The organism is Microcystis wesenbergii NRERC-220, assembly GCF_032027425.1.
GTDB lineage: Bacteria > Cyanobacteriota > Cyanobacteriia > Cyanobacteriales > Microcystaceae > Microcystis > Microcystis wesenbergii_A.
The window spans coordinates 3039303-3061973 of the sequence record NZ_JAVSJA010000001.1; the positions used below are offsets into that span (position 1 = coordinate 3039303).

Genomic DNA, 22671 nt, shown 5'->3' on the forward strand with positions numbered 1-22671 from the left:
CAACTATGTGTCAACTTTTAGGCATGAATTGTAATGTCCCCACGGATATCTGTTTTTCCTTCGAGGGATTTTGTGCGCGGGGAGGAAAAACCGACGAACATCGAGACGGTTGGGGAATTGCCTTTTTTGAAGGTTTAGGTTGTCGAACTTTTATTGATGTTAAACCCTCGATCGCTTCTCCGATTGCGGAATTAATTAAAAACTATCCCATCCATTCTACCAATGTTATCGCCCATATTCGCAAAGCCACCCAAGGAGAAATTAAACTAGAAAACTGTCATCCTTTTCGGCGGGAATTGTGGGGAAAATATTGGGTTTTTGCCCATAATGGTAATTTAGAAAATTTCTCACCGGCTGCGGGAGATTTTTATCAACCGGTTGGGGACACAGATTCGGAAAGAGCTTTCTGTTTAATTCTTAATACCCTGCGAGAGACTTTTCCCCAGGGCAAACCTTCCCTAGAACAACTCTATCCAGTCCTAAAAACTATCACAAACTCTATCGCTTGTCAAGGTATTTTTAATTATCTTTTATCCGATGGTGAACACTTTTTTGCCCATTGTTCAACTAAATTAAGCTATATAATCCGGCAATATCCTTTTGCCGCTGCTCATTTAATTGATGAAGATGTGAGCGTTGACTTTCAAGCTTTAGCTCGTCTGGGCGATCAAGTGGCAATTATTGCCACTACACCCTTAACTGATAATGAAGTTTGGACACCGATTAATGCAGGAGAATTATTAGTTTTTCAGGAGGGCGCAGCAATTTTAAGTTAATCTTACCAGTGGTCACTTTGTCGAGATTTTTCTAAGTCAATTAACTGAGTTTTTAGCCCTAACCAATCTAATTGATTGGCGAGGCAATCTGAGCCAATTTTCCCCGCTTCTAGATAAATGACTCGCTCGGCAAATTCCTCTAAAAAATCCAGTTGATGATTGACCATAATTATCGTCATTGAACTTTGATTATTTAATACTTCTAATAACCTGCTGGCCGTGCCTGTATCTAGAGCAGAGGTGGGTTCATCTAATAACAGTATGCTCGGCTCTAACAGCAAGGCTCTGGTAATTGCTACTAATTGTCTTTGTCCTAAAGATAATTCTAACTCCCCGCGCTCAAACCACTGTTCAGGAATTTTTAATAGGGATGTCCAACGGTCAATTCTCTGATTAATTTCAGCAGGGTTAAGTTTTTTTAATTGCAGAGGATAAGCGAGAGCATCTCGAACAGTCATCCCTAATAACTTCGACTCTTGTAGCAATAAAACTATCTGTTGTCGCAGGGAAATAACCGGTATTTCCTTAATCGATTTACCTTGAAAATAAATATTTCCCGTGCTTGGTTCCTGCAAACGATTTAACAATCGCAAAAGAGTGGTTTTTCCTGCCCCAGATGCTCCGACAATAGCTAACTTTTCTCCTTGCTTGATGCTAAAAGTAATATCTTCTAACAGATAAGCACTGCCCCGTCGGATAGCTAAATTTACTTGCTGTAGTTCTAAAATCAAGATTGGTCTTTTCCTTACTTAGTTCAAATTTATTATATAATAAAAATAGCCCAATGAGTTCGGCAGGTATTCCCCATGGTTAGTCAAGTTAACAAAACCGAGATTATCTATCCTGAGAGCGACGGTAAACCGATGGCAGATAATACTAAACAATTTAACTGGATAGTGACGATTAAGCAGAATATCGACTGGTTATATATCGATGATCCCCAGGTATTTGTAGCGGGGGATCTGTTGTGGTATCCCGTGCAAGGCCAGCCGAAAATTGCCGATGCTCCTGATACGATGGTAGTATTTGGCAGACCGAAAGGGGATCGAGGTTCCTATAAACAATGGCAAGAAGATAATCTTGCTCCTCAAGTCGTCTTTGAGATTCTTTCTCCCAGTAATACCTCCATCGAAATGGCCAAAAAATTGCTATTTTATGATCGCTATGGAGTCCAAGAATACTACGTCTATGATCCCGATGATAATAGTCTAGAAGCTTGGCAGCGAATTGGTGACAGTTTAGACAGTGTTAGTGAGGTTAATAATTGGGTGAGTCCCCGTTTAGGCATTCGTTTTGACTTAACCGACGAGTTAAAAATTTATCGTCCTGATGGTACTCAATTTTTGTCCTACAGCGAAATTAATCAACTACTGGAGCAGGAAAAGCAACGGGCTGAAAATGAACGCCAACGGGCTGAACAGGCTAATCAGCAGTTAGTAGAAATGGAGGCAAAACTGCAAAAATATCGTCAACTTTTTGGGGAATTACCTAACTAAAATTTGAACTAGCGACGGGAGTATAAGTAAGTGGTTCTAATTAAATAGAAGATAGATTTTGCCTTCGATCCCCCCCTGCCCCCCTTGATAAGGGGGGTGCCGATCTCTCCTTAATCCCCCCTTAATAAGGGGGGTATCTGACAATTTTTAACACCTACCTACTTAACAAAAAAAGAGGACTGGTTAGTCCTCTTAACAAGATTAGTTTTCGCTAAATGTTAAACACAGAATGATTGCCAGGCCTAGTAGGCTAGACCCATGCTGCGGGTGGTTTCTGCTCCGAGATAAACCCGAATGCTCAAGAAATCCGTCGGACAAGCGGTTTCGCAACGCTTACAACCAACACAGTCTTCCGTGCGGGGGGAAGAGGCAATCTGGGCAGCTTTACAGCCATCCCAGGGAACCATTTCCAGCACGTCGAGGGGACAAGCCCGAACGCATTGGGTGCAACCGATACAGGTATCGTAAATTTTAACGCTATGAGACATTGAATTATGACTCCTTACCGAGTGTTCTCCATGTTAAATTTCGGGTTTATCGGTTAGTTTACCTTACAGCGATCTGTTCATCGCTCGATCGGTGACATAACTTTAAACTCTGTAACACTTGGGCAAAATGGCGATCGCTGGTCGCATCTCGGCTAATCCTAGAAATAGCCTTAAAGAATTGCTTGCCGGGGTTACGGGGGGAACCGAAAAAGGTAATCTGGATCGCAAGATAATTTATTTCGTTTTCCAGTATGACAGAAATAGCGATCGAATCGATCCTACAGGAAAATCGGCTGTTTCCTCCCAGTGCCGAATTTTCCCAGAATGCCACCATTAAAAGCCTTGAAGAATACCAGCAACTCTACGCCAAAGCCAAGGCCGATCCCCCAGCTTTTTGGGCCCAATTAGCCGAAAAAGAATTACATTGGTTTGAAAAATGGTCAGAGATTCTTGACTGGCAGCCCCCCTTTGCTAAATGGTTCGTCAACGGCAAGATTAATATTTGTTACAACTGTATTGACAGACATCTCACCACATGGAGACGCAATAAAGCCGCCATCATCTGGGAAGGAGAACCGGGAGACAGCCGCACCATTACCTACGAACAGCTACACCGAGAAGTCTGTCAATTTGCCAACGCTTTAAAAGAATTAGGCGTTAAAAAAGGCGATGTGGTCGGAATTTATATGCCGATGATTCCCGAGGCGGCCATCGCTATGTTAGCCTGTGCCAGAATTGGTGCGCCCCACAGTGTAGTTTTTGGGGGATTTAGTGCCGATGCTTTGCGCGATCGTCTTAATGATGCGGCCGCTAAGGTGGTAATCACTGCCGATGGTGGTTTCCGCAAGGATAAAGTCGTTGCCCTCAAGGAACAGGTAGATCTGGCTCTAGCCGATAATAGCGCCCCCAGTGTGGAAAAAGTTCTCGTTGTTCAGCGCAGCAAGGAAGCAATCAATATGGTTGCCGATCGCGATTACTGGTGGCATGATCTACAAAAACAGGTATCTGCTAATTGTCCGGCCGAACCCATGGATAGCGAAGATATGTTATTTATCCTCTATACCAGTGGTTCCACCGGCAAACCGAAAGGAGTCGTCCACACCACCGGCGGTTATAATCTCTACACCCATGTCACCAGCAAATGGATTTTTGACCTGAAAGACACCGATGTTTACTGGTGTACTGCCGATGTGGGTTGGATTACCGGCCATAGTTATATCGTTTACGGACCGCTTTCCAACGGTGCCACCACGGTAATGTATGAAGGGGTTCCCCGTCCCTCTAATTTAGGCTGTTTTTGGGATGTAATTGAGAAATATCGCGTTAATATCTTTTATACTGCCCCCACTGCTATCCGCGCTTTTATCAAAATGGGTGAAGATATCCCCAATAGCCGGGATTTATCCTCTTTGCGCTTACTGGGAACCGTGGGAGAACCGATTAACCCGGAAGCGTGGATGTGGTATCACCGAGTTATCGGTAAGGAAAAATGTCCGATTGTCGATACTTGGTGGCAAACGGAAACCGGGGGAATTATGATTACTCCCTTACCCGGGGCAATTGCCACCAAACCGGGGTCAGCAACCCTACCTTTCCCCGGTATTATGGCCGAAGTGGTGGACTTAGAGGGCAATCCCACCCAAGCGAATGAGGGGGGTTATCTGGTGGTCAAACATCCCTGGCCCGGTATGATGCGAACAGTCTATAAAAATCCCGATCGCTTCCGCAATACCTACTGGGAACATATCGCCCCCAAAGATGGCCAATATCTCTATTTTGCCGGGGATGGTAGTCGTCAGGACGAAGACGGTTATTTCTGGGTAATGGGGCGCGTCGATGACGTGATGAGCGTTTCTGGCCACCGTTTAGGGACAATGGAGATCGAATCAGCTTTAGTATCTCATCCCGCGGTAGCAGAGGCGGCTGTAGTGGGACGACCGGATGAAATTAAAGGGGAAGAAGTCTATGCTTTTGTGACTCTCGAGGGGCATTATGAAGCGAGTCCGGAGTTAGCGCAAGCATTAAAGGATCACGTTGTCAAGGAAATTGGCATTATTGCTCGACCGGGAGAAATCCGTTTTACCGATGTACTGCCAAAAACGCGATCGGGTAAAATTATGCGTCGTCTCTTGCGAACTTTAGCATCAGGTCAAGAGATTTCTGGTGATACTTCTACTCTAGAAGATCGATCGGTTTTGGATAAATTACGGCAAGGTGCCTAATTTAATTACTGGTTTTTCCTAGCAGTTAGGGTGAGGAATCAGAGTTAATCTTATCTCACTCTAACGGGAGTGATTATCGGTGAACATATTTGCTCAAGCACCAAATCTATAGCTAATAATAAATCCTGTTTAAAAGGTATAGGGGAAGTGGGGAAGTGGGGAGAAACAATCCATAACTTGGGAGTTAATCACAGGATTAAAAACGGATTTGGTATAATGATAAAGATAAGAGCGAAGGGAAATTATAGGAGTTTAATCAATGACCACCACCACTACTACCGATAATGATTTAAAAAGACTAGAAGATTTAATCCTCAATGGACAGAAGATAATCGAACATCGATTCAACGAGATCGACAATCGACTCACTACCATGGACAATCGACTCACTACCATGGAAACTCGACTGATTGAGGTGGACAATCGACTGATTGAGGTGGACAATCGACTCACTACCGTGGAAACTCGACTGATTGAGGTGGACAATCGATTGAAGGTGATCGAGAATGGACAAGCGGAAATGAAAGCTGATGTCAAAACTGTTCAAAAAGATACTACCGATTTAAAGATTGAACTCACGGAAGTTAAAGGTGATATTAAAACTCTTGATAGTAAATTTGATGACATGAATAAACGCTTAGAGAAAGTCGAAGGAACCCAAAAGAATCAAATTTGGACATTGATAACTGTCTTAAGTGGTTCCCTACTAGCTGTGGGATTTAGAAGTTTTTTTATCGACAATAATCCCTAATCTCAGCAAGAGAATTGCTATATAACAGTTTTATGAGAAAGGCTGTTAATTAATCGTCGCTGTTCCCTGTTCCCTTCTCTTAGGATTAACTTGAATTTTGTCGGGCTACTTCAAATTACCTCATGAGAGTAGGAAATTACCTAAAAAAAGGAAAAAGGGAAATATATTCCCTTTTTCTGGCTTTTATGGATCCATATCCTAAACGGGTTCGGGTTTAACACCTCTTTGGTCGAGAATTTTCTGTAATTCTGCTTCGTCGGTTTTGGTCAAAGAAGTGCGTAATACTTTACCTCCGTAGGGGGCCACTTCATCGAGGACCTTATCGGGGGTAACTTTTTGGACGAGAACAAAGAGAGCAGATGTACCTGGCTGCATGGTTTCTCCCAATTCGCGCATAAAATTGTCATCCACACCGATATCACTTAAAGCACCTCCCAAAGCGCCACCAGCAGCACCGAGGACGGCCCCTAATAAAGGGGATAAAAAGAGCATTCCGATTAATAATCCCCAGAAACTGCCACTAGCGGCTCCCGCTGCCGTTAAATTGACCGCTTGCTTGAGTTTAATCTCGCCATCTTTGTTTTTAACCACTACGGCGGCATCTTCTAGCTCGATGAGATGTTCCCGTTGCAGTTTAGCCAAAGTTAAACGAACTTCTTCTGCTTTAAATTCGTCCTCATAGGCGATGACAAATAGATCAGCCATAGTTTTTCCTCGATTATTAGTAAATAAAACTTTTATACACTACTTTTGCCGGATTAAAAAGTTTGAGGTATTCTCCGATACCTGAAACCCATGGAGATTAGGTGTCATAAATACGCGCTTCAAAAGCATCGGGATTTTCTTGACAGTATTCCTCAAAATAGGTTTTTTCCGGTTTTTTAGCGCGTTGGTGTGCCAATTCTGCCTGTAATTCCTCAACAATATCCCAAGCTGCAGCACAATCGGGAGAATTTCCCCCTTTTTCAGCACATACTGCCCGGGCAATATCTCTAGCTTTGATAATCTCCGCTTCTAAATCAAGACTGCGGGGCTTTTCGACGGCGTTACCTTTATGGAGGATGTCACTAACAGAGATAACACCGAGCAAATCACCTTTAATTACCGGTGCGAAACGAATACCAGTATTAGCAAATAAGCGAGCTACATATTCAACCCCGAGGTCGGGATTAATCACGATGCAGGGTTTGCTCATCACTTCATAGACTCGCACCTTTTGCGGATCTTGACCGAAAGCGACGACTTTATAGACAATATCGGTTTCGGTGATAATTCCGTAAGCATCTTCATCGTGACGGCGATCGACAATGAGAGTTCTAATGTTCTTTTCTCTCATCAATTGTACTGCTTTGGCGACGGTTTCAGAACCTTTAATCTTGGCCACCTCCGTGGTCATAATTTCAGCTGCTTTCATGGTCATAGTTGGAGAAGTTAAGTTGTGCCTTTGTTATTTTAGGACATAAACTGACCCCTAATACTGACGGCTGACGGCTAAAAAACCGCTCCCTGATTAACGCCATTCTACCAGTTGTCGTTCTTGGACAACCAAACCATATACTGTTTCGGTTTGACGGGCTAAATTCGCCCAATGAAAGCGTTTTTCTAGGTCTTCGTAGGCGTTATTAGCTAATTCGTGGGCGTATTCAGGATGATTTAAAACCTCTAAAATGCCCCAAGCGAGGGAATCAGGATTATTGACGCGGGTGACAATTCCCGTTTGGCCATGACGGACAACTTCGGGAAAACCGCAGGTATCGGAAACTACCACGGGAACCCTAGCGGCGAAACTTTCCAGGGCGACAATGCCAAAAGGTTCGTAAAGACTGGGAAAAACGGCACAATCGGCCACGGTTTGGAAGCGATCGAGGTTTTCATCGGACATAAAGCCCGTAAAATAACAATGATGCCAGATACCGAGATGCCAGGCCTGTTGTTTGAGTTTGTCGGTATTGCCGCCACCGATAATGACAAATTTAGTTTTAGCCCCAGTCTGGGCGAGGACTTTTGGGGCAGCGTTGAGTAACACCGAAACCCCCTTTTCAAAGGTCATGCGCCCGACGTAATAGACGATTTTTTCGTAATCTTCGGCATATTGATGACGAAAAGCTCGGTAATCAAAGTTAGGGTCTCTTTGCTTTTTCTCGGCCCGAATACCGTTATAAACCACATCGATTTTATCCCAGGGTGCGCCCAAGGCCCGATGGACTTCATGACGCATATAGCCGGTACAGACGATGACGCGCCAAGCATTATAGACGAGGGTTCCCTCTTTGCCGGCGATATAGCGTTGGGTGTCGGTGTGCAGTCCGTTATAACGTCCGTATTCCGTGGCGTGAATCGTGGCAATCAGGGGTATTTTAAAGAGATGTTTCAAGGCGATGGCTGCATCCCCTACTAACCAATCGTGGGCATGAACAAGGTCAAATTTTCCGTATTCGGCGATTAGTTTGCCGCCCTGTTGCCCCATGCTGTTATTCATGTTGACCACCCAATGGAAAAAGTCATTGCCAGGGGGTACGGGGACGCGGTGGATGTGAATACCTTCCACCAGTTCATAACTGGGGGCCTGACCGAATTCGATCGTGATTAAATGGACTTCATGACCGAGTTTGACGATTTCGGGATAGAGTTCGGCGACATGACGGGCGATACCGCCCACTAATCGCGGTGGAAATTCCCACGCCAAGACTAAAATCCTCATTTTTCCCTAACCTCGACCTGATTTAAGCTGGTAAGTAATCATTACATCCCCATGGTATCTATTTTGGCTCTGGTTTCTTCCTCTAATTGCCACTCTCCCTGCGCCAGTCTTGAGAGGATTTCTTGTCGCCACTTGCTTAATTGTTCCCGAAAAGCGGCCGTTTGTAGATCGTTGCGCCAGAAAATTAGGGCTGATTCGCCAGTTTGCGGATAATAATTTTTACGCTCTCCAGCGATGCGGAAGCCAAAATGCTCGTAGAGTGCGATCGCTGACTGGTTCGACACCCTCACCTCTAGCGTAGCCCTTTCCAGTTGTCTTTGTACAGCCTTTTCAAGCAGTTTGTAGAGAAGCAGTTTTCCTAATCCTTGTCTTTGATAGTCGGGATAAATTGCCAGGAGGGTAATATGTGCTTCTTCGAGAATTGCCCAAAAACAAGCCAATCCGATTAGGGTTTCGTCCTTCTTGTCCAGGGTAAGAATTAATAATTCACTGTTGGGGCTGTTTAATTCCCGTTCATAACCAGATAGGGTCCAAATACCGCCGAGACTGGTGCGATCGAGTGCCACCATGGCGGCAAGATGTGCGGATTTTGGGGTTTTAATCTGTATTTTTGGCATTTATCGGGGAAGGGAGCAGGGTGTGGGGTGTGGGGTGTGGGGTGTGGGGTGTGGGGTGTGGGGTGTGGGGTGTGGGGTGGTGGGGGTGTGGGGTGTGGGGTGTGGGGTGTGGGGTGGTGGGGGTGTGGGGTGTGGGGTGTGGGGAGAAGGGAGAATAAATAAAAATAGTCTCGGAGTCTCCTAAATACTGACTCCTAACCCAATAGTAGATGTGGGATTTTTGCAGGAGTTCTATTTTCCGACAAAGATAAGCAAAAGTTATTTATTGACTGCAAAAACTTGAGAATATTTAAATTAACATTCCGCAATATTTATAAATTCTTAAGAATTAATTGAGAAAGATTTTTATTTAACAACGATGTTATCATAGTTACAGCGATTTGATAGAATTTCATAGTGGGTTGTTTTGTGCTTTTTTGGGCAGCAATGGTTGAAACCTTTGCCACACCTAGAAGGTAATCCCAATTAAGACGGTTAAATCAGTCAATTTCACCCACAACGATGATCTTTTTTTTGTGTAGTTTTATTGCAAAAAAAAAGTTTTTTTGACAAAAGACACAAAGTATGATATTAGCCCAAGTGATTCCTGGCTGCGAGTAATTATTGTAGAGGGGGAGAGGGGAGAAAAGCTGACGGTTTCAAGATAACTGATCACCGATCACTGAAACATCACCCATCTTAATTTTTTTGGGCGGCCATCGTTAAGCGTTTTAATCCGGTTCTTAACATTTTCCCAGTATTCTCAAAATCGAATAGTATAGATTGGAATAACTCAATGTACGCAAACCTATGGATGGCAGCTTAATCCTGTTCAATATTCTCAATCCGCCGGTTTTGTTCTTTTTCTTAGGAATGCTGGCAGTATTTTTTAAATCCGACCTAGAGATTCCCCAACCACTGCCTAAACTCTTTTCTCTCTATCTGTTGATGGCGATTGGTTTCAAGGGAGGTTATGAACTAGCGGAAAGTGGCATCAATAACCAAATCGCTTTAACTTTGATTGCCTCTGTGGTTATGGCTTGCATCGTTCCCATTTACACTTTCTTTATCCTGAAAATTAAACTCGATAGTGCCAATGCAGCAGCGATCGCCGCAGCCTATGGTTCCATTAGTGCCGTTACTTTCATCACCGCCAGTTCTTTTTTAGAAAAACTTCATATTTCCTATGGCGGTCATATGGTAGCGGCCTTAGCTTTAATGGAATCGCCGGCAATTGTAGTGGGTTTAATCCTGGTGCGAGTCTTTAAAGAGAAAAATGGCGAAGAAGAAGCGTTTTCTTGGTCAAAGGTTCTACATGAAGCCTTTTTAAATGGTTCGGTATTTCTCTTAGTCGGTAGTGTTGTTGTTGGTATGCTCACAGGGGAAAAAGGCTGGGAAAAATTAGAACCTTTCACCCAAGAGATTTTTTATGGTGCTTTAACTTTCTTTCTCCTGGATATGGGATTAGTGGCGGCGAAAAGAATCCGAGAATTAAGCAAAACTGGTGCTTTTCTCATCGGTTTTGCGGTATTCATTCCCGTCATCAATGCTATGGTGGGGATTCTCATCGCTAAGGTTCTCGGATTTGAACAGGGCAATGCTTTATTATTCGCTGTTTTGTGTGCCAGTGCCTCTTATATTGCTGTTCCTGCGGCCATGAGAATGACTGTTCCCGAAGCGAATCCTAGTTTATACGTTTCTATGGCCTTGGCTTTAACTTTTCCCTTCAATATCATCATCGGTATTCCTCTGTACCTAGAGATGATTAAAATCATTGGCTGTGGAGTCTAAAAGGCCCGGTGGGTTTTAAATAATTCCTGTCAAAAGTTTTCTCTTTCACTTATCCTTTTTGTACCTAACTACCATGCTTGAATCCCCGCATCCTTCCCTACAAACTGTCAAAAAAGTGGACATAATTGTTAGTCATGCTTTTCTGGAAGAAACCTTAAGCGTTCTTGATGTTGTCGGAGTTTCCGGTTATACCGTCTTTGGCAGTACTTCGGGAAAAGGTGATCGAGGTTTATCCTGTGATGACTTGGATTGTGATTACAGTGGTAACTACATTATGACGGTTTGTAATAGTGACGAACAACTTGGTCGTCTGATCGATAAAATTCAGCCTTTTTTAAAAAAAGCCGGCGGAATTTTTGTGGTGACTACGGGCCAATGGCTAAGTCATTAGACCTCTTGTAAAAATCAAAAATTGTTCCGGTTGATTAGGAGTCAGTAGTCAGGAGAAAGAGCTTTTCCGGTTTAGAATTTATCTGTATCTGGTCTGGGACCAACAGCGCCGGCGGGATTAACAAAAAGATTGCCCCCAGCTTCATTTTGGAAGATACAATCGATTTTCGGTTTGCCTTCCAAGGGACCTGTATAACCAAAGGTATTCATCCGGTTTTTACAACTTTGTACCTGCTGTCCATCGACTAATTTTTGTTGTTCTAAAATTGACCAGTTATTGCGTCGCAAAACGCAACCGGGTTGCATAACCGGTTGGGTGACAAAAACATTAAAGGGGTTAAGGGTGACATAAACCCGCAAATCGGTGACAATGGCGCTGGCCCCAAATTGCACACATAATTCCGCATTGGGGGCGCTGCGATCAATTACTTCCCGGGAAGCGACGTTTTCGGGGCTAAAATTAGCGGTAGAACTGAATACCAGACCGAGACCCACCCCTAGTACAAAAATACCGCCAATCAGGGCGATCATGGCATAGTTTAATTTTGCCAATAGGCCTCCGGGGGACGAACTGCGAGAGTCATCGCCATAGGAGCGGTCATAATCACGATCACGCGATCGGGGAGGAGTATAACGAGGTCTTCTATTCATAGAAATTGCTGATGTGGCTGCTATGGCGGTCAGTCGTTAGCTATTAGCTTATCACTGTTCTATCCTAGCAACCCGGGGGATAACCGACAGGATAGGTCTGGTATAGGGCTATATCGTTTTTTTTGGGGTTAATATGTTATGGTGGATCACTAAACAGAGTAAGTCAGCCTAATCCAAGTTTCTATGCTAGATATTAGCTAGACAAATTCGGAGCGGAGGAACCATATTTGGGGCGTATTTCTAGATTTTTTAGCCTAGAAAAGGATATCTCTCTATCCTAGCCCGTCAGCTAACTTCGTCGGCGTGGGGGGGAAGACTGAAACATCACTACATTCCTAGTAATGTCTTGATCGGTTCAGTTATGTCGCTGGTACTACTTGATAGTCATAACTTACAGGAGACATTGTTTATGGAGATTCTCATGTCAGCTTACCGATCGCAACAATTTTAAGATTTTCCGTAGATAACCATATTTTCTATGAGTTTGCTGTACATTCGGGCAAACTTTTAGTCCTATCGAGAAACCGAAAGTAAAAACAGGATCAAAAATGCTGGAATCTTTACCAATGTGGATTGCTGCGATGACTTTTATTGCAGTCATTGTGGTGATTATGTTCGAGTGGCTTCATATTACCGTAGCGGCTTTACTGGGGGCTTTAATCTTAGTTTTTACCCATATCATGACTCTCCAGGAGGCGGTGGGTTATATCAGTCGCAGTTATGCCACTCTCGCCCTATTTTTTGGGGTAATGGTGTTAGTGAGAGCCTTTGAACCAACGAAAATTTTTGATTATTTAGCGGCACAAATGGTGTTTTTAGCGAAGGGACAGGGCAAATTATTATTAATAGGAATTGTCGCCATTACTACCCCAATCTGTGCGGTATTACCCAACGCTACCACGGTGATGTTATTAGCCCCGCTGATTCCCCCCTTAGCTCAAGATATCGGTGTGGATTTTGTGCCGCTCTTAATCCTGATGGTTTTCGTAGCCAACAGTTCCGGATTATTAACGATTGTTGGTGATCCCGCTACTTATATCGTCGGTGATTCTATTAATATCACCTTCATGGAATACCTACAGCGCTTGAGTTTAGGTGGTGCCTTGGCAGTAATTACCATTCTGGTTATGTTACCTTGGTTATTCCCGAAAATCTGGCGGACAAAATTCGAGCATTTAGAAGAATTACCCCATCCGAAAATTAATCATCCTCGCGTCTTAGCTCTGGGGGGAATTATCGTCTTTTTAGTCTTATTTTTATTCGTCGTCGGTGAATCTTTTCCCGTACCCATTTCTCCCGCTGCCGTTGCTTTGATGGGGGCAACTTTAGCCCTACTTTTAGCCCAGCAATCGAAAATCGATACGGTGCATAATATTCTCCGGGATGTGGACTGGAGTACCCTATTATTTTTTATGTCGATTTTTGTCCTAATTGGCGGCTTAGAAAAAACTGGTGTAGTTAATAGTTTATCGGGATTTCTGGCGATAATTTTAGGCAAAAATATCTTTTTAGGTTCTCTAGTCTTGCTGTTTTTTGTCGGTTTTATTTCCAGTGTAGTTCCGAATATTCCCCTAGTGGTGGCCATGGTTCCACTACTGAAACAGTACCTTGTTAATGTTAATTTAGTCGGGACAGAGGTTCTTTCTCCCGATTATGCCGGTTCCTTTCCCCCCGAAGTTTTACCGCTTTTCTACGCGATGATGTATGGGGCCACCCTAGGGGGTAATGGTACTTTAGTGGGGGCTTCTTCTAATATTGTCGCCGCCGGCATCGCTGAACAACACGGGGGCAAAATTACCTTTCATACCTTTCTGCGCTACGGTTTACCAGTGATGTTTACTCAGTTAGTCGTCTCGGCAATGTATATGTTAATTTTCTTTGTCTAGTCTATCTCTGGGGGGCATTAATGTTAAGTTCGCCTAAGATTGACAAAAACGTTAACATTGATTAACATTCTCCTATCGTGCTAGATAATCTGGATTGATCGGCGATCATGAACAAAAAAATCTCTGTTTTAGCACCAGATTTATCCGGTGGTGGTGGCACAAGAGTCTATTTGATTGCTCAAGTCTTGCAACAGCTAAACTGTCAGGTGACGGTCTATGGCCCGATTTTTGGCCGGGAAATCTATCCAACCCCACCGCAGAATTTACCCGTGATATCGGTCAAAGGCAATAATTATCCCCAGTTTTTTGGCCAGATCAAAACTTTACTCGATCGCCTCTCCGGAGAGATTATCTATGCGGTTAAACCCCGTCCCACCAGTTTCGGCATCGGTTTACTGAAACGTTTTTTTTCCCCACGTCCCCTAATTCTCGATATTGACGATTGGGAAATGAGTTGGTTTGGTGGCGATCAATGGTCCTATCGTCCTCACCCCCGACAATTAGCTAGGGATATCCTCAAAAAAAATGGTGCGCTTAGAGACCCGAATCACCCTCTCTATCTGCGTTGGCTGGAAAATTTAATTGACCGCGCCGATGCGGTGACGGTTAATAATCAATTTTTGCAAAAGCGCTATGGGGGGATTTACTTACCGAATGGCAAGGATACGCAACTTTTCGATCCCAATCTCTACGATCCTGTCGCTTGTCGTCAAAAATACGGTTTATCCGCGTATAAAGTCTTAATGTTCCCGGGTACAGCTAGACCCCACAAAGGTTTAGAAGATGTCTTAATCGCTTTAGATCAAATTGGTGATCCTGATTTTAAATTGGTGGTGGTCGGTGGTCGCCAAATCGGGGATGGTTATCTGGATAGTTTGCTAGAAAAAGGTCAACCTTGGTTAATTCATTTACCTGCTCAACCGCTCGATCGAATGCCGGAAGTTGTGGCCGCTGCTCATGCTATTATCGTTCCCCAGAGGGATGAAGCCACGGCTAACGCCCAATTTCCGATTAAACTCACCGATGCTATGGCGATGGCTAAACCGATTATTTCCACTAAAGTGGCAGATATTCCCGAAATTTTAGCTGATATTGGCTATTTAGTCGAACCTAGATCGCCAGAGCAACTAGCTGTCATAATTAGAGAAGTTTTTAATCATCTCGACTCGGCTAATGCACGAGGACTAAAAGCGAGAGAGCGCTGTATTGCCTCCTATAGTACCACCGCCATGGCGACAACTCTCTCTGGCATAATTACTTCTCTGGAAGGGAAATATTAGATTGTAGCGAGTAGGATAATTGACCGTTGACTATTTACTTTATTACTTATAGCGATGAATCCTAATCAAATTCTCCTTAAATATACGCTGAAACACTGGATATTAGTGGTTTCCAGCATTGTTATCGGCTTTGTCAGTACCGTATTTAATGGGGTAGGAGCTATTTTAGTTATCCCTTTGCTAATTTCTTTTATTAATCCCGAAAATGATATATTAAAAAATGCCCCCCAAATTATCAAAAAGCTGCTCTCAGTTTTCGAGGTTTTCTCGGTCGAGACTCGTTTTTTCTGGATGTTTGCGGCGATATTATTGATTTTAATTCTCAAGCACATTACCAATTTTGTCAGTAATTGGCTAGGCACTTACTTGTCTTTGATTATGGCAAGAGATATGCGAATTGATTCAGTTATTCTGCTGCTAGAAGTGGATATAGATTATTATGTAAAAAGTAAAATAGGAGATATTTTTAATCGTTTCATGTCGGAGATTAATCGAGCCGTGGGATCAATTAGAAATTACATAAACCTGATTAAGATTATCGCCACAGCTTTCATGTACTTAGCTATTTTATTATCAATTTCTTGGCAATTAACTATTCTTTCTAGTCTTTTGGGTGGCCTTTTAGCTCTGCTTAATCAATACTTTGTCAAGAGATCGAAAAAGTTTGGAGAGATTATCACCGTAACGGCTAAACAGCAAACTAATAAACTGTTGGAACTGTTAACGGGAATTCGGCTAATTAAAGCAGTTGGCAATGAAAGATACGAATTAGAATCTATTGTGGAAGATATAGAAGCCCGGGAGAAAGCGGGTTTAGATGCCCAGACTAATAATGCTGTAATCGCTCCGCTCAATGAGATCGGTGGGGTAATTATTATTGCTTTAATTATCATTGCTGGTCGTTATCTTTTTAATGAACAACTGCAAGCTTTAGCGACGATTTTATTAACCTATCTCTATGTACTTTTCCGGGCCTTGCCGATGGTTAGTCAGATTAACAGTGCTAGGAGTAGTCTATTGGGTGATGTTTCCGCAGTAGAGGTGGTAGCGGATTTTCTCATTCGAGAGAATAAACCATTTATGAGCAATGGCTCTATTCCCTATCAAAGATTAGAGACAGGTATTCATTTTGATAACGTCCAATTTTCCTATCCCGGTCATCAAGAATTAGTTCTCAAGGGCATCGATCTTTGGATTCCAAAAGGAAAAATGATCGCTCTTGTTGGTGCTTCGGGGGCGGGAAAATCGACAATTGCTGATTTATTACCACGCTTTTATGATCCTACAGCCGGGAGGATTCTTTTTGATGGTCAAGATTTACGCGATTATGAGGTCAAATCTCTGAGAAAAGCGATGGGAATAGTCAGTCAAGATACTTTTCTCTTTAATAATTCTCTCCGTTTTAATATTGCCTACGGATTAAGCGATGTTAGTGATGCAGAAATTGTAGCAGCGACAAAAAGGGCGAATGCCTACGAGTTTATCTCCAAACTGCCGGAAGGACTGGATACGGAAATTGGCGATCGGGGAGTGAGACTTTCAGGAGGACAAAAACAAAGATTAGCGATCGCTCGTGCCTTACTGCGAGATCCAGATATTCTCATTCTCGATGAAGCTACCAGTGCTTTAGATACAATTTCTGAGCGTTTAGTGCAGGAAGCGATCGACGAACTCTGTCGCGAGCGGACTACTCTTGTGATCGCTCACCGTCTTTCCACTGTTCAAAAAGCCTATCAAATTGTGGTGCTGGACAAGGGAAAAGTGGCAGAAATCGGCAATCATGAGGAATTATTAGCTCAAGGCGGTCATTATGCCCGTTTACACGCTCTGCAATTTAGTGATAGCAAAGAGGCCGACTCTAAGAAGAGGGAAGATGAGCAAAAAAGAAAAGCTTATTTATCCTACGAAGCGAGAAGCAGTCTTAATAGTCTTTTAGGTTCTTTGCGTCTAGTATCTGAAGATTTAATCGAAGATTCTCAGGAGAAACAGGAAATTTTAGAAGAATCCTGTAGTTCAGCTATGCGACTTCTCCATATTATCGAAGACTACGAGTATTCCTCGACTCGATAGATCTCCTGCAAAAATCAAAAATTGTCGTAGTTAGTGAGGAGTCAGGAGACAGGAGATAGGAGACAGGAGGAGAAAAAACAGAAGAGACAACTATCCTAAGGCATAAAATCTAAGATTATGTCAAATTTATCTGAGTTTTTAGATATCAAGAGGTCTCTGGAAAAAAACTCTTAATTTATACTAAAATAGTTAGTACAGATAGGCATCTTCCCAGACGGTGAAAAGGAATTATTTACCCTTGAAAACCACAGTTAAAGTCAGCACACAAACCCAATTACCCCTACATCTAGTTATCACCCATCCCCAGTATCGTTTTGTCGATTTATTCGCGGGAATCGGTGGGTTTAGAATCGCTTTGGAGAAATTGGGAGGACGTTGTTCAGGCTATTCAGAAATTGATAAACAGGCCATCCAAGTTTATCAACAGAATTTTATTAGCTATCTCAACAGCGATGAAATTGCTTTCGGAGATGTGAGTAAAATCAGCAATTTACCCGATAATCTCGATCTTATTGTCGGCGGCGTTCCCTGTCAACCTTGGTCGGTGGCGGGATGTTTACGGGGATTTGAAGATCCCCGGGGAAAACTCTGGTTTGATGTGATTAAATTAGTCCAGAAAAGTCAACCCAAAAGCTTTATTTTCGAGAATGTCAGTGGGTTAGCTAGTCCTCGCAATCGGGAGAATTTAGAGTTAATTATCGATGAATTAACTAGCTGTGGTTATCAAGTTTACTGGCAGTTATTAAATGCCTACGATTTTGGTTTACCCCAGAATCGCGAGAGAGTTTTTATCGTAGGAATTAGAAAAAATATAGATAACTATGAGCGGTTTAAATTTCCCTTACCTTTGGGTATCCATCCGAAGGTTTTAGATATTTTAGAAGACATCAAAAATATTCAACCAGTTAAGAAAGTCAAGTTATCTGCGGATACTTTATTTAATGGGTTTGTTCCCCCATCAAGAACTCGTTTTCAAAAAGAAGATGAATTAAATGACTTCTTTATTTTTTCTGATTTAAGAAATGGTCACACAACTATTCATTCTTGGGATATTATCAAAACTACCGAACGACAAAAAAGTATCTGTTTAGCTTTGCTGAAATTAAGACGCAGTAAAAAGTATGGCGAAAAAGATGGTCATCCCGTGGCTTTTTCTGCTTTTTTGGAAATTATACCCGATCTAAAAATTGAGGAACTAAATCAGTTAGTTTCTCTCGGTATTTGTTGGCAAACGCAGGAGGGTAAGTATGAATTTATTAACTCGAAAAATATGACGGGAATTAACGGCATTTATCGGATTATTTTACCGACGGCCGATATTATTCCTACCCTAACCGCTACGGGTGCTAAAGATTATATTGCCACTATTTCAATTACCGCTACTCATCCCCAAGAATACAAACAATTGTTTTTAAAGAAAATCTATAAACCCAAAAAGTTTCGAGAAATTACTCCCCAAGATGCGCGTAAATTACAAGGATTCCCTGATAATTTTATCTATCATCCACAGCCGGCTATCGCTAAAAAACAATTCGGAAACGCTGTTCCTGTACCAGTGGTGGAGGCAGTAGCAAGAAATTTACTGGAAATAATTCGTCCCGATTATTAGACCGCAGGATACTGAATCATATTAAAATATTTAAAGGCTTAAAAATCCAAGTTTTCGTTGTGGGGAGTCTGTCGTCAGAAGTCGGTCATCAATACCAAATTAGGTTATACTTCATATTTATGAGAAAGTCTGTAAATTATCCTAATTGCTAAGGAGGTTAAAAATTGAGGCATTTCCTAGTAAAAATCTAACTACTTTAAATTGAAAAAATGATCATGTTTAAACGATACGAAGCTGATGAACAAGTTATATTTCATGGTGATTCTTTGCCGATTTTATCCAGTGAGATTGCCTCTAATTCTGTAGATCTAATTTTTCTCGATCCTCCCTATAATATAGGTAAGCATTTTGCCGATTTTTACGACAAATGGGAATCGGAAAATGATTATATAAATTGGGCAAATCAAATTCTTGATCATTGTCTTCGCATCTTGAAACCCCAGGGAACATTATATGTTATGGCCAGCACTCAAGCAATGCCTTACTTTGATCTTTACTTAAGACAAAAAATGACGATTCTTAGTCGCATTATCTGGCATTATGATAGTTCAGGAGTACAAGCAACAAAATACTTTGGTTCGATGTATGAACCAATACTTCACTGTGTGAAAGATAAAAATAATTACACTTTTAATTCAAAGGATATTAAGATAGAAGCAAAAACCGGAGCAAAACGAAAACTAATTGATTATAGAAAAGCGATTCCGAGTCAATACAATACAGAGAAAGTACCGGGCAATGTTTGGTATTTTCCTAGGGTCAGATATCGCATGGATGAATACGAAAATCATCCTTCACAAAAACCTGAATCATTGCTAGAAAGAATTATTTTGGCCAGCACTGACAAGAGTGGAATTGTGCTTGATCCATTTGCAGGAACTTTTACAGCTGCAGCTGTAGCTAAACGTTTGGGAAGAATTTCTATTAGTATAGAATTACAAGAGGAGTATTTAAAAATTGGTCTTCGACGGATTCTCGGATGGCAAGAATACAAGGGAGAAAAGTTACTCCCTCCTCAAAAAAGCTATAGTAGAAAAAGCGAAAATAAACAAGAATCTAACTTTGTACAGGAGAGTCTTTTCGATGTCGATAGTAAAGCATGAATTCACCAAGATAATTATTAAAATTATCGATAATTACTTTCCCAATCAGGGAAATAGCATTTTAAATGCTAGTGAGTTATTGCAATATTTGAACATTAAAACTAGAGCCGCTAATCGAGGTTCTAAATCCCGAGCAGGATTGGCTAATCATTATGCCATTTATGTTTTAGTGGAAGACTATATTAATAATGAGTTTCATCTTAAGGATGGATACGACGAGTATCAAGGCGCTCAGTATATGACACTTTTTCGCAGGCAAAGGGAGCTTCCTTTTGGCGATAAATTACAAAATCATGCTCTCAATCATCGATTAAATCAGGAATTTAAAAAGTATTTTCCCACTTTATCTTATCTGCCTATAATTAGAGATGTTAAAACCAATAGATACTGGATTAATGAGAATCTAATTAAGTTTTATCTAGAGGGTAATCAAGTTAATATTGCGCCAGTGATTATAGATATAATTGATGCCTATGTGCAAACAAGACAAAAAGCATTTAATCAATTTATCAGCTATTGTCAACAGATGATTGATATTCAACAGCAAGATCCCCAGAAAGCTATTGAATTTATTCGGAGTTTACTCAGACCAAACATTGATGCTAGAGTTTTTGAGATTGTCAGTTATGCAATTCTTAAAGAGTATTATGGGGAACAGAAAATATATTGGGGGTGGTCGCCTGATCGCTTAAACTCTGAATACTTACTTTTATATAAAACTGGTCGAACAAATGCCAATGACGGGGGGATAGATTTTGTCATGAAACCCCTAGGACGATTTTTTCAAGTTACGGAAACGATAGCTGCTGATAAATATTTTTTAGATATTGATAAAGTGCAAAAATATCCCATTACTTTTGTGGTTAAAACCGAGCAGACTTGCGAGGAAATTTTAGAAAAAGTTGCGGAGCAAGCTAAGATAAGATACAAGATCAGGGCAATTGTCGAAAGATATCTAGAATCTGTAGAGGAAGTGATCAATATTCCCGAATTAATCAACCGTTTTGAGCGGGTTTTAGCTCAAGGTAAAGGAGGAGCGGTAATTGCAGAAATGGTTTTACAGAGCCGGATTGAGTTTAACCTAGAATCAGAGCCATAAAGATATCTAACTCCCCAGCTAAACTAGAATAGAAAGATAGGAAAGCGATCGAAATTAGAATGACGACCGAAATTGAAAAAGAACTAGAAACCGGCGAAGCTGTCTTGGAAAAACGGCGAAATTTTGCCATTATCTCCCACCCTGACGCGGGAAAGACCACCCTGACCGAAAAACTGTTACTATACGGGGGTGCAATCCATCAAGCGGGTGCAGTCAAAGCAAGACGCGACCAACGCAAGGCCACCTCCGACTGGATGGAAATGGAAAAACAACGGGGAATTTCGATTACTTCCACGGTTTTACAGTTCGATTATCGTGATTTTCAGATTAATCTCCTCGATACTCCCGGCCACCAAGATTTTAGCGAAGATACCTATCGTACCCTAGCCGCTGCCGATAATGCGGTGATGTTAATCGACGCAGCCAAAGGTTTAGAACCCCAAACGAGAAAACTCTTTGAAGTGTGCAAACTGCGTCAGTTGCCCATCTTTACCTTTGTTAACAAAATGGATCGCCCCGGCCGCGAACCTCTGGATTTATTGGACGAAATCGAGCGAGAATTAGGATTACAGACCTATCCCGTCAATTGGCCGATCGGAATTGGCGATCGCTTTCGGGGAGTTTTTGATCGGGCCACCCAGACCATACACCTGTTTGAACGTCGCTCCCACGGCTCTCAGGAGGCGCAGGAAACCGTGATCGAGCTTGGCGACCCCAAAATTGAGGATTATCTCGAAAAAGACCTGTATTACCAGTTAAAAGAGGATATAGAACTGCTCTCGGAATTGGGTGCGGAATTGGATTTGCCAGCAGTCCACGCAGGAGAAATGACCCCGATCTTTTTTGGTAGCGCCATGACCAATTTTGGGGTGAAATTATTCCTAGAATCCTTCCTCGACTATGGATTGCCACCCAGAGGACGCAATTCCTCCCTCGGTGTCCTTGATCCCACCTATCCCGATTTCACCGGTTTTGTCTTCAAACTGCAAGCAAACATGGATCCCAAACATCGGGACCGGGTGGCCTTTGTGCGGGTATGTACGGGGAAATTCGAGAAGGATATGGTAGTAAACCACGCTAGAACTGGTAAAACTATCCGTTTATCCCGTCCTCAGAAACTTTTTGCCCAAGATCGGGCAGTTATTGAAGAAGCTTATCCCGGAGATGTGATCGGATTGAATAACCCCGGGGTCTTTGCGATCGGTGATACCATTTATATGGGTAAAAAGCTCGAATACGAAGGGATTCCCTGTTTTTCCCCGGAATTATTCGCCTATCTCAGAAATCCTAACCCTTCCAAGTTCAAACAGTTTCAAAAAGGAGTCTCGGAATTACAGGAAGAAGGGGCCGTACAGATATTATCCTCGATCGATGAATTTAAACGCGACCCGATTTTAGCCGCCGTCGGTCAATTACAGTTTGAAGTGGTGCAATTCCGTCTTTTAAGCGAGTACGGAGTCGAAACTACCCTCGAACCCCTAGCCTATAGTTTAGCCCGTTGGGTCGCCGGGGGTTGGGCCGCTTTAGAAAAAGCAGGTAAACTCTTTAATACTCTAACTGTCAAAGATTACTGGGGTCGTCCCGTCTTATTATTCAAAAATGAGTGGAATTTACAGCAAGTTAAAGAAGATCACCCCTCTTTGCAATTAAACTCGATCGCACCAGTAGGATCGGGAGTACAACCGCAATCCTAACCCTTAATCCCCCAAGACAATTGCCGAACTGGTCAGGACAAGATAGCGACCCCCCAGATAACTAGACT

At 42.3% G+C, this 22671-nt stretch carries 20 protein-coding genes and 1 riboswitch; of the genes, 13 read left to right on the top strand and 7 right to left on the bottom strand.

Going from position 1 to position 22671, the window contains the following annotated elements; genetic code table 11:
• The first annotated feature begins 5 nt into the window (after window positions 1–5).
• Window positions 6–776 (top strand): class II glutamine amidotransferase, encoded by a 771-nt coding sequence (locus RAM70_RS15065; protein ID WP_312674417.1) that lies wholly within the window; start codon window positions 6–8, stop codon window positions 774–776.
• A gap of 2 nt (window positions 777–778) precedes the next feature.
• Here RAM70_RS15065 and RAM70_RS15070 read toward each other — a convergent pair whose 3' ends face one another.
• Window positions 779–1507 (bottom strand): ABC transporter ATP-binding protein, encoded by a 729-nt coding sequence (locus RAM70_RS15070; RefSeq protein ID WP_312674418.1) that lies wholly within the window; start codon window positions 1505–1507, stop codon window positions 779–781.
• Window positions 1508–1582: 75 nt separating this feature from the next.
• Between RAM70_RS15070 and RAM70_RS15075 the strand changes: the two genes are divergently transcribed.
• Window positions 1583–2272 carry a Uma2 family endonuclease gene (locus RAM70_RS15075; RefSeq protein WP_312674419.1) on the top strand — a complete coding sequence of 230 codons (690 nt, stop codon included), beginning with the start codon at window positions 1583–1585 and terminating at the stop codon, window positions 2270–2272.
• Window positions 2273–2514: 242 nt separating this feature from the next.
• Here RAM70_RS15075 and psaC read toward each other — a convergent pair whose 3' ends face one another.
• Window positions 2515–2760 carry a photosystem I iron-sulfur center protein PsaC gene (gene psaC / locus RAM70_RS15080; protein WP_002764973.1) on the bottom strand — a complete coding sequence of 82 codons (246 nt, stop codon included), beginning with the start codon at window positions 2758–2760 and terminating at the stop codon, window positions 2515–2517.
• Window positions 2761–3011: 251 nt separating this feature from the next.
• Between psaC and acs the strand changes: the two genes are divergently transcribed.
• Both acs and RAM70_RS15090 read left to right on the top strand, forming a co-directional pair.
• Complete coding sequence (gene acs, locus RAM70_RS15085) at window positions 3012–4982, top strand: acetate--CoA ligase (RefSeq protein ID WP_312674442.1); 1971 nt, start codon at window positions 3012–3014, stop codon at window positions 4980–4982.
• Between the two features lie 259 nt (window positions 4983–5241).
• A complete protein-coding gene (locus tag RAM70_RS15090; RefSeq protein WP_312674444.1) occupies window positions 5242–5733 on the top strand; it encodes a hypothetical protein in 492 nt (163 codons plus the stop codon).
• A 198-nt stretch (window positions 5734–5931) separates the two neighbouring features.
• Here RAM70_RS15090 and RAM70_RS15095 read toward each other — a convergent pair whose 3' ends face one another.
• The 4 genes from RAM70_RS15095 to rimI all read right to left on the bottom strand — a co-directional run bounded on the left by RAM70_RS15095 (window position 5932) and on the right by rimI (window position 9051).
• Window positions 5932–6438 carry a DUF1269 domain-containing protein gene (locus RAM70_RS15095; RefSeq protein ID WP_190380949.1) on the bottom strand — a complete coding sequence of 169 codons (507 nt, stop codon included), beginning with the start codon at window positions 6436–6438 and terminating at the stop codon, window positions 5932–5934.
• A gap of 97 nt (window positions 6439–6535) precedes the next feature.
• The gene (locus RAM70_RS15100) at window positions 6536–7153 is read right to left on the bottom strand and encodes a CP12 domain-containing protein (protein ID WP_149986108.1); all 618 of its coding nucleotides are present in this window, start codon (window positions 7151–7153) and stop codon (window positions 6536–6538) included.
• A gap of 90 nt (window positions 7154–7243) precedes the next feature.
• Window positions 7244–8434: a glycosyltransferase family 4 protein gene (locus RAM70_RS15105; protein ID WP_045357137.1), complete on the bottom strand. Its 1191-nt coding sequence runs from the start codon at window positions 8432–8434 to the stop codon at window positions 7244–7246.
• A gap of 41 nt (window positions 8435–8475) precedes the next feature.
• A complete protein-coding gene (rimI, locus tag RAM70_RS15110) occupies window positions 8476–9051 on the bottom strand; it encodes a ribosomal protein S18-alanine N-acetyltransferase (RefSeq protein WP_045357139.1) in 576 nt (191 codons plus the stop codon).
• 789 nt (window positions 9052–9840) lie between these two features.
• Between rimI and RAM70_RS15115 the strand changes: the two genes are divergently transcribed.
• Window positions 9841–10821, top strand: coding sequence for a sodium-dependent bicarbonate transport family permease (locus RAM70_RS15115; protein ID WP_312674449.1), 981 nt, complete (start codon window positions 9841–9843; stop codon window positions 10819–10821).
• A 73-nt stretch (window positions 10822–10894) separates the two neighbouring features.
• Entirely contained in the window at window positions 10895–11212 is a 318-nt protein-coding gene (locus tag RAM70_RS15120) for a P-II family nitrogen regulator (protein ID WP_190721326.1), read from the top strand.
• Window positions 11213–11283: 71 nt separating this feature from the next.
• Here RAM70_RS15120 and RAM70_RS15125 read toward each other — a convergent pair whose 3' ends face one another.
• On the bottom strand, window positions 11284–11862 hold the full coding sequence (locus RAM70_RS15125) for a DUF3172 domain-containing protein (RefSeq protein ID WP_045357147.1): 579 nt from the start codon (window positions 11860–11862) through the stop codon (window positions 11284–11286).
• 189 nt (window positions 11863–12051) lie between these two features.
• Window positions 12052–12181, top strand: a riboswitch (cyclic di-AMP (ydaO/yuaA leader).
• A gap of 229 nt (window positions 12182–12410) precedes the next feature.
• Here RAM70_RS15125 and RAM70_RS15130 point away from each other — a divergent pair.
• From RAM70_RS15130 to prfC, 7 genes are all read left to right on the top strand, one after another.
• Window positions 12411–13748, top strand: coding sequence for an ArsB/NhaD family transporter (locus RAM70_RS15130; protein ID WP_312674456.1), 1338 nt, complete (start codon window positions 12411–12413; stop codon window positions 13746–13748).
• A gap of 107 nt (window positions 13749–13855) precedes the next feature.
• A complete protein-coding gene (locus RAM70_RS15135; RefSeq protein ID WP_045357152.1) occupies window positions 13856–15028 on the top strand; it encodes a glycosyltransferase in 1173 nt (390 codons plus the stop codon).
• Window positions 15029–15082: 54 nt separating this feature from the next.
• Window positions 15083–17098, top strand: coding sequence for an ABC transporter ATP-binding protein (locus RAM70_RS15140; protein WP_312674458.1), 2016 nt, complete (start codon window positions 15083–15085; stop codon window positions 17096–17098).
• Between the two features lie 238 nt (window positions 17099–17336).
• Window positions 17337–18707 (top strand): DNA cytosine methyltransferase, encoded by a 1371-nt coding sequence (locus RAM70_RS15145; protein WP_312674460.1) that lies wholly within the window; start codon window positions 17337–17339, stop codon window positions 18705–18707.
• Window positions 18708–18922: 215 nt separating this feature from the next.
• Entirely contained in the window at window positions 18923–19810 is an 888-nt protein-coding gene (gene yhdJ, locus RAM70_RS15150; protein ID WP_002801664.1) for an adenine-specific DNA-methyltransferase, read from the top strand.
• Window positions 19791–20909, top strand: a complete 1119-nt coding sequence (locus RAM70_RS15155; protein ID WP_045357169.1) for a hypothetical protein — start codon at window positions 19791–19793, stop codon at window positions 20907–20909. The genes yhdJ and RAM70_RS15155 overlap by 20 nt, the downstream gene beginning before the upstream one ends.
• Window positions 20910–20968: 59 nt before the next feature.
• The gene (gene prfC, locus RAM70_RS15160; RefSeq protein ID WP_002782023.1) at window positions 20969–22603 is read left to right on the top strand and encodes a peptide chain release factor 3; all 1635 of its coding nucleotides are present in this window, start codon (window positions 20969–20971) and stop codon (window positions 22601–22603) included.
• The last annotated feature ends 68 nt before the right edge of the window (window positions 22604–22671 follow it).

Bases quoted from the DNA above. Each gene is read 5' to 3' on its own strand.
- yhdJ (WP_002801664.1), top strand. From the start codon at position 18,923: ATGTTTAAACGATACGAAGCTGATGAACAAGTTATATTTCATGGTGAT.
- RAM70_RS15065 (WP_312674417.1), top strand. From the start codon at position 6: ATGTGTCAACTTTTAGGCATGAATTGTAATGTCCCCACGGATATCTGT.
- RAM70_RS15105 (WP_045357137.1), bottom strand. From the start codon at position 8,434: ATGAGGATTTTAGTCTTGGCGTGGGAATTTCCACCGCGATTAGTGGGC.
- prfC (WP_002782023.1), top strand. From the start codon at position 20,969: ATGACGACCGAAATTGAAAAAGAACTAGAAACCGGCGAAGCTGTCTTG.
- RAM70_RS15125 (WP_045357147.1), bottom strand. From the start codon at position 11,862: ATGAATAGAAGACCTCGTTATACTCCTCCCCGATCGCGTGATCGTGAT.
- RAM70_RS15075 (WP_312674419.1), top strand. From the start codon at position 1,583: ATGGTTAGTCAAGTTAACAAAACCGAGATTATCTATCCTGAGAGCGAC.
- RAM70_RS15095 (WP_190380949.1), bottom strand. From the start codon at position 6,438: ATGGCTGATCTATTTGTCATCGCCTATGAGGACGAATTTAAAGCAGAA.
- RAM70_RS15140 (WP_312674458.1), top strand. From the start codon at position 15,083: ATGAATCCTAATCAAATTCTCCTTAAATATACGCTGAAACACTGGATA.
- RAM70_RS15130 (WP_312674456.1), top strand. From the start codon at position 12,411: ATGCTGGAATCTTTACCAATGTGGATTGCTGCGATGACTTTTATTGCA.
- RAM70_RS15135 (WP_045357152.1), top strand. From the start codon at position 13,856: ATGAACAAAAAAATCTCTGTTTTAGCACCAGATTTATCCGGTGGTGGT.
- RAM70_RS15155 (WP_045357169.1), top strand. From the start codon at position 19,791: ATGTCGATAGTAAAGCATGAATTCACCAAGATAATTATTAAAATTATC.
- rimI (WP_045357139.1), bottom strand. From the start codon at position 9,051: ATGCCAAAAATACAGATTAAAACCCCAAAATCCGCACATCTTGCCGCC.
- RAM70_RS15120 (WP_190721326.1), top strand. From the start codon at position 10,895: ATGCTTGAATCCCCGCATCCTTCCCTACAAACTGTCAAAAAAGTGGAC.
- RAM70_RS15115 (WP_312674449.1), top strand. From the start codon at position 9,841: ATGGATGGCAGCTTAATCCTGTTCAATATTCTCAATCCGCCGGTTTTG.
- acs (WP_312674442.1), top strand. From the start codon at position 3,012: ATGACAGAAATAGCGATCGAATCGATCCTACAGGAAAATCGGCTGTTT.
- psaC (WP_002764973.1), bottom strand. From the start codon at position 2,760: ATGTCTCATAGCGTTAAAATTTACGATACCTGTATCGGTTGCACCCAA.
- RAM70_RS15090 (WP_312674444.1), top strand. From the start codon at position 5,242: ATGACCACCACCACTACTACCGATAATGATTTAAAAAGACTAGAAGAT.
- RAM70_RS15100 (WP_149986108.1), bottom strand. From the start codon at position 7,153: ATGACCATGAAAGCAGCTGAAATTATGACCACGGAGGTGGCCAAGATT.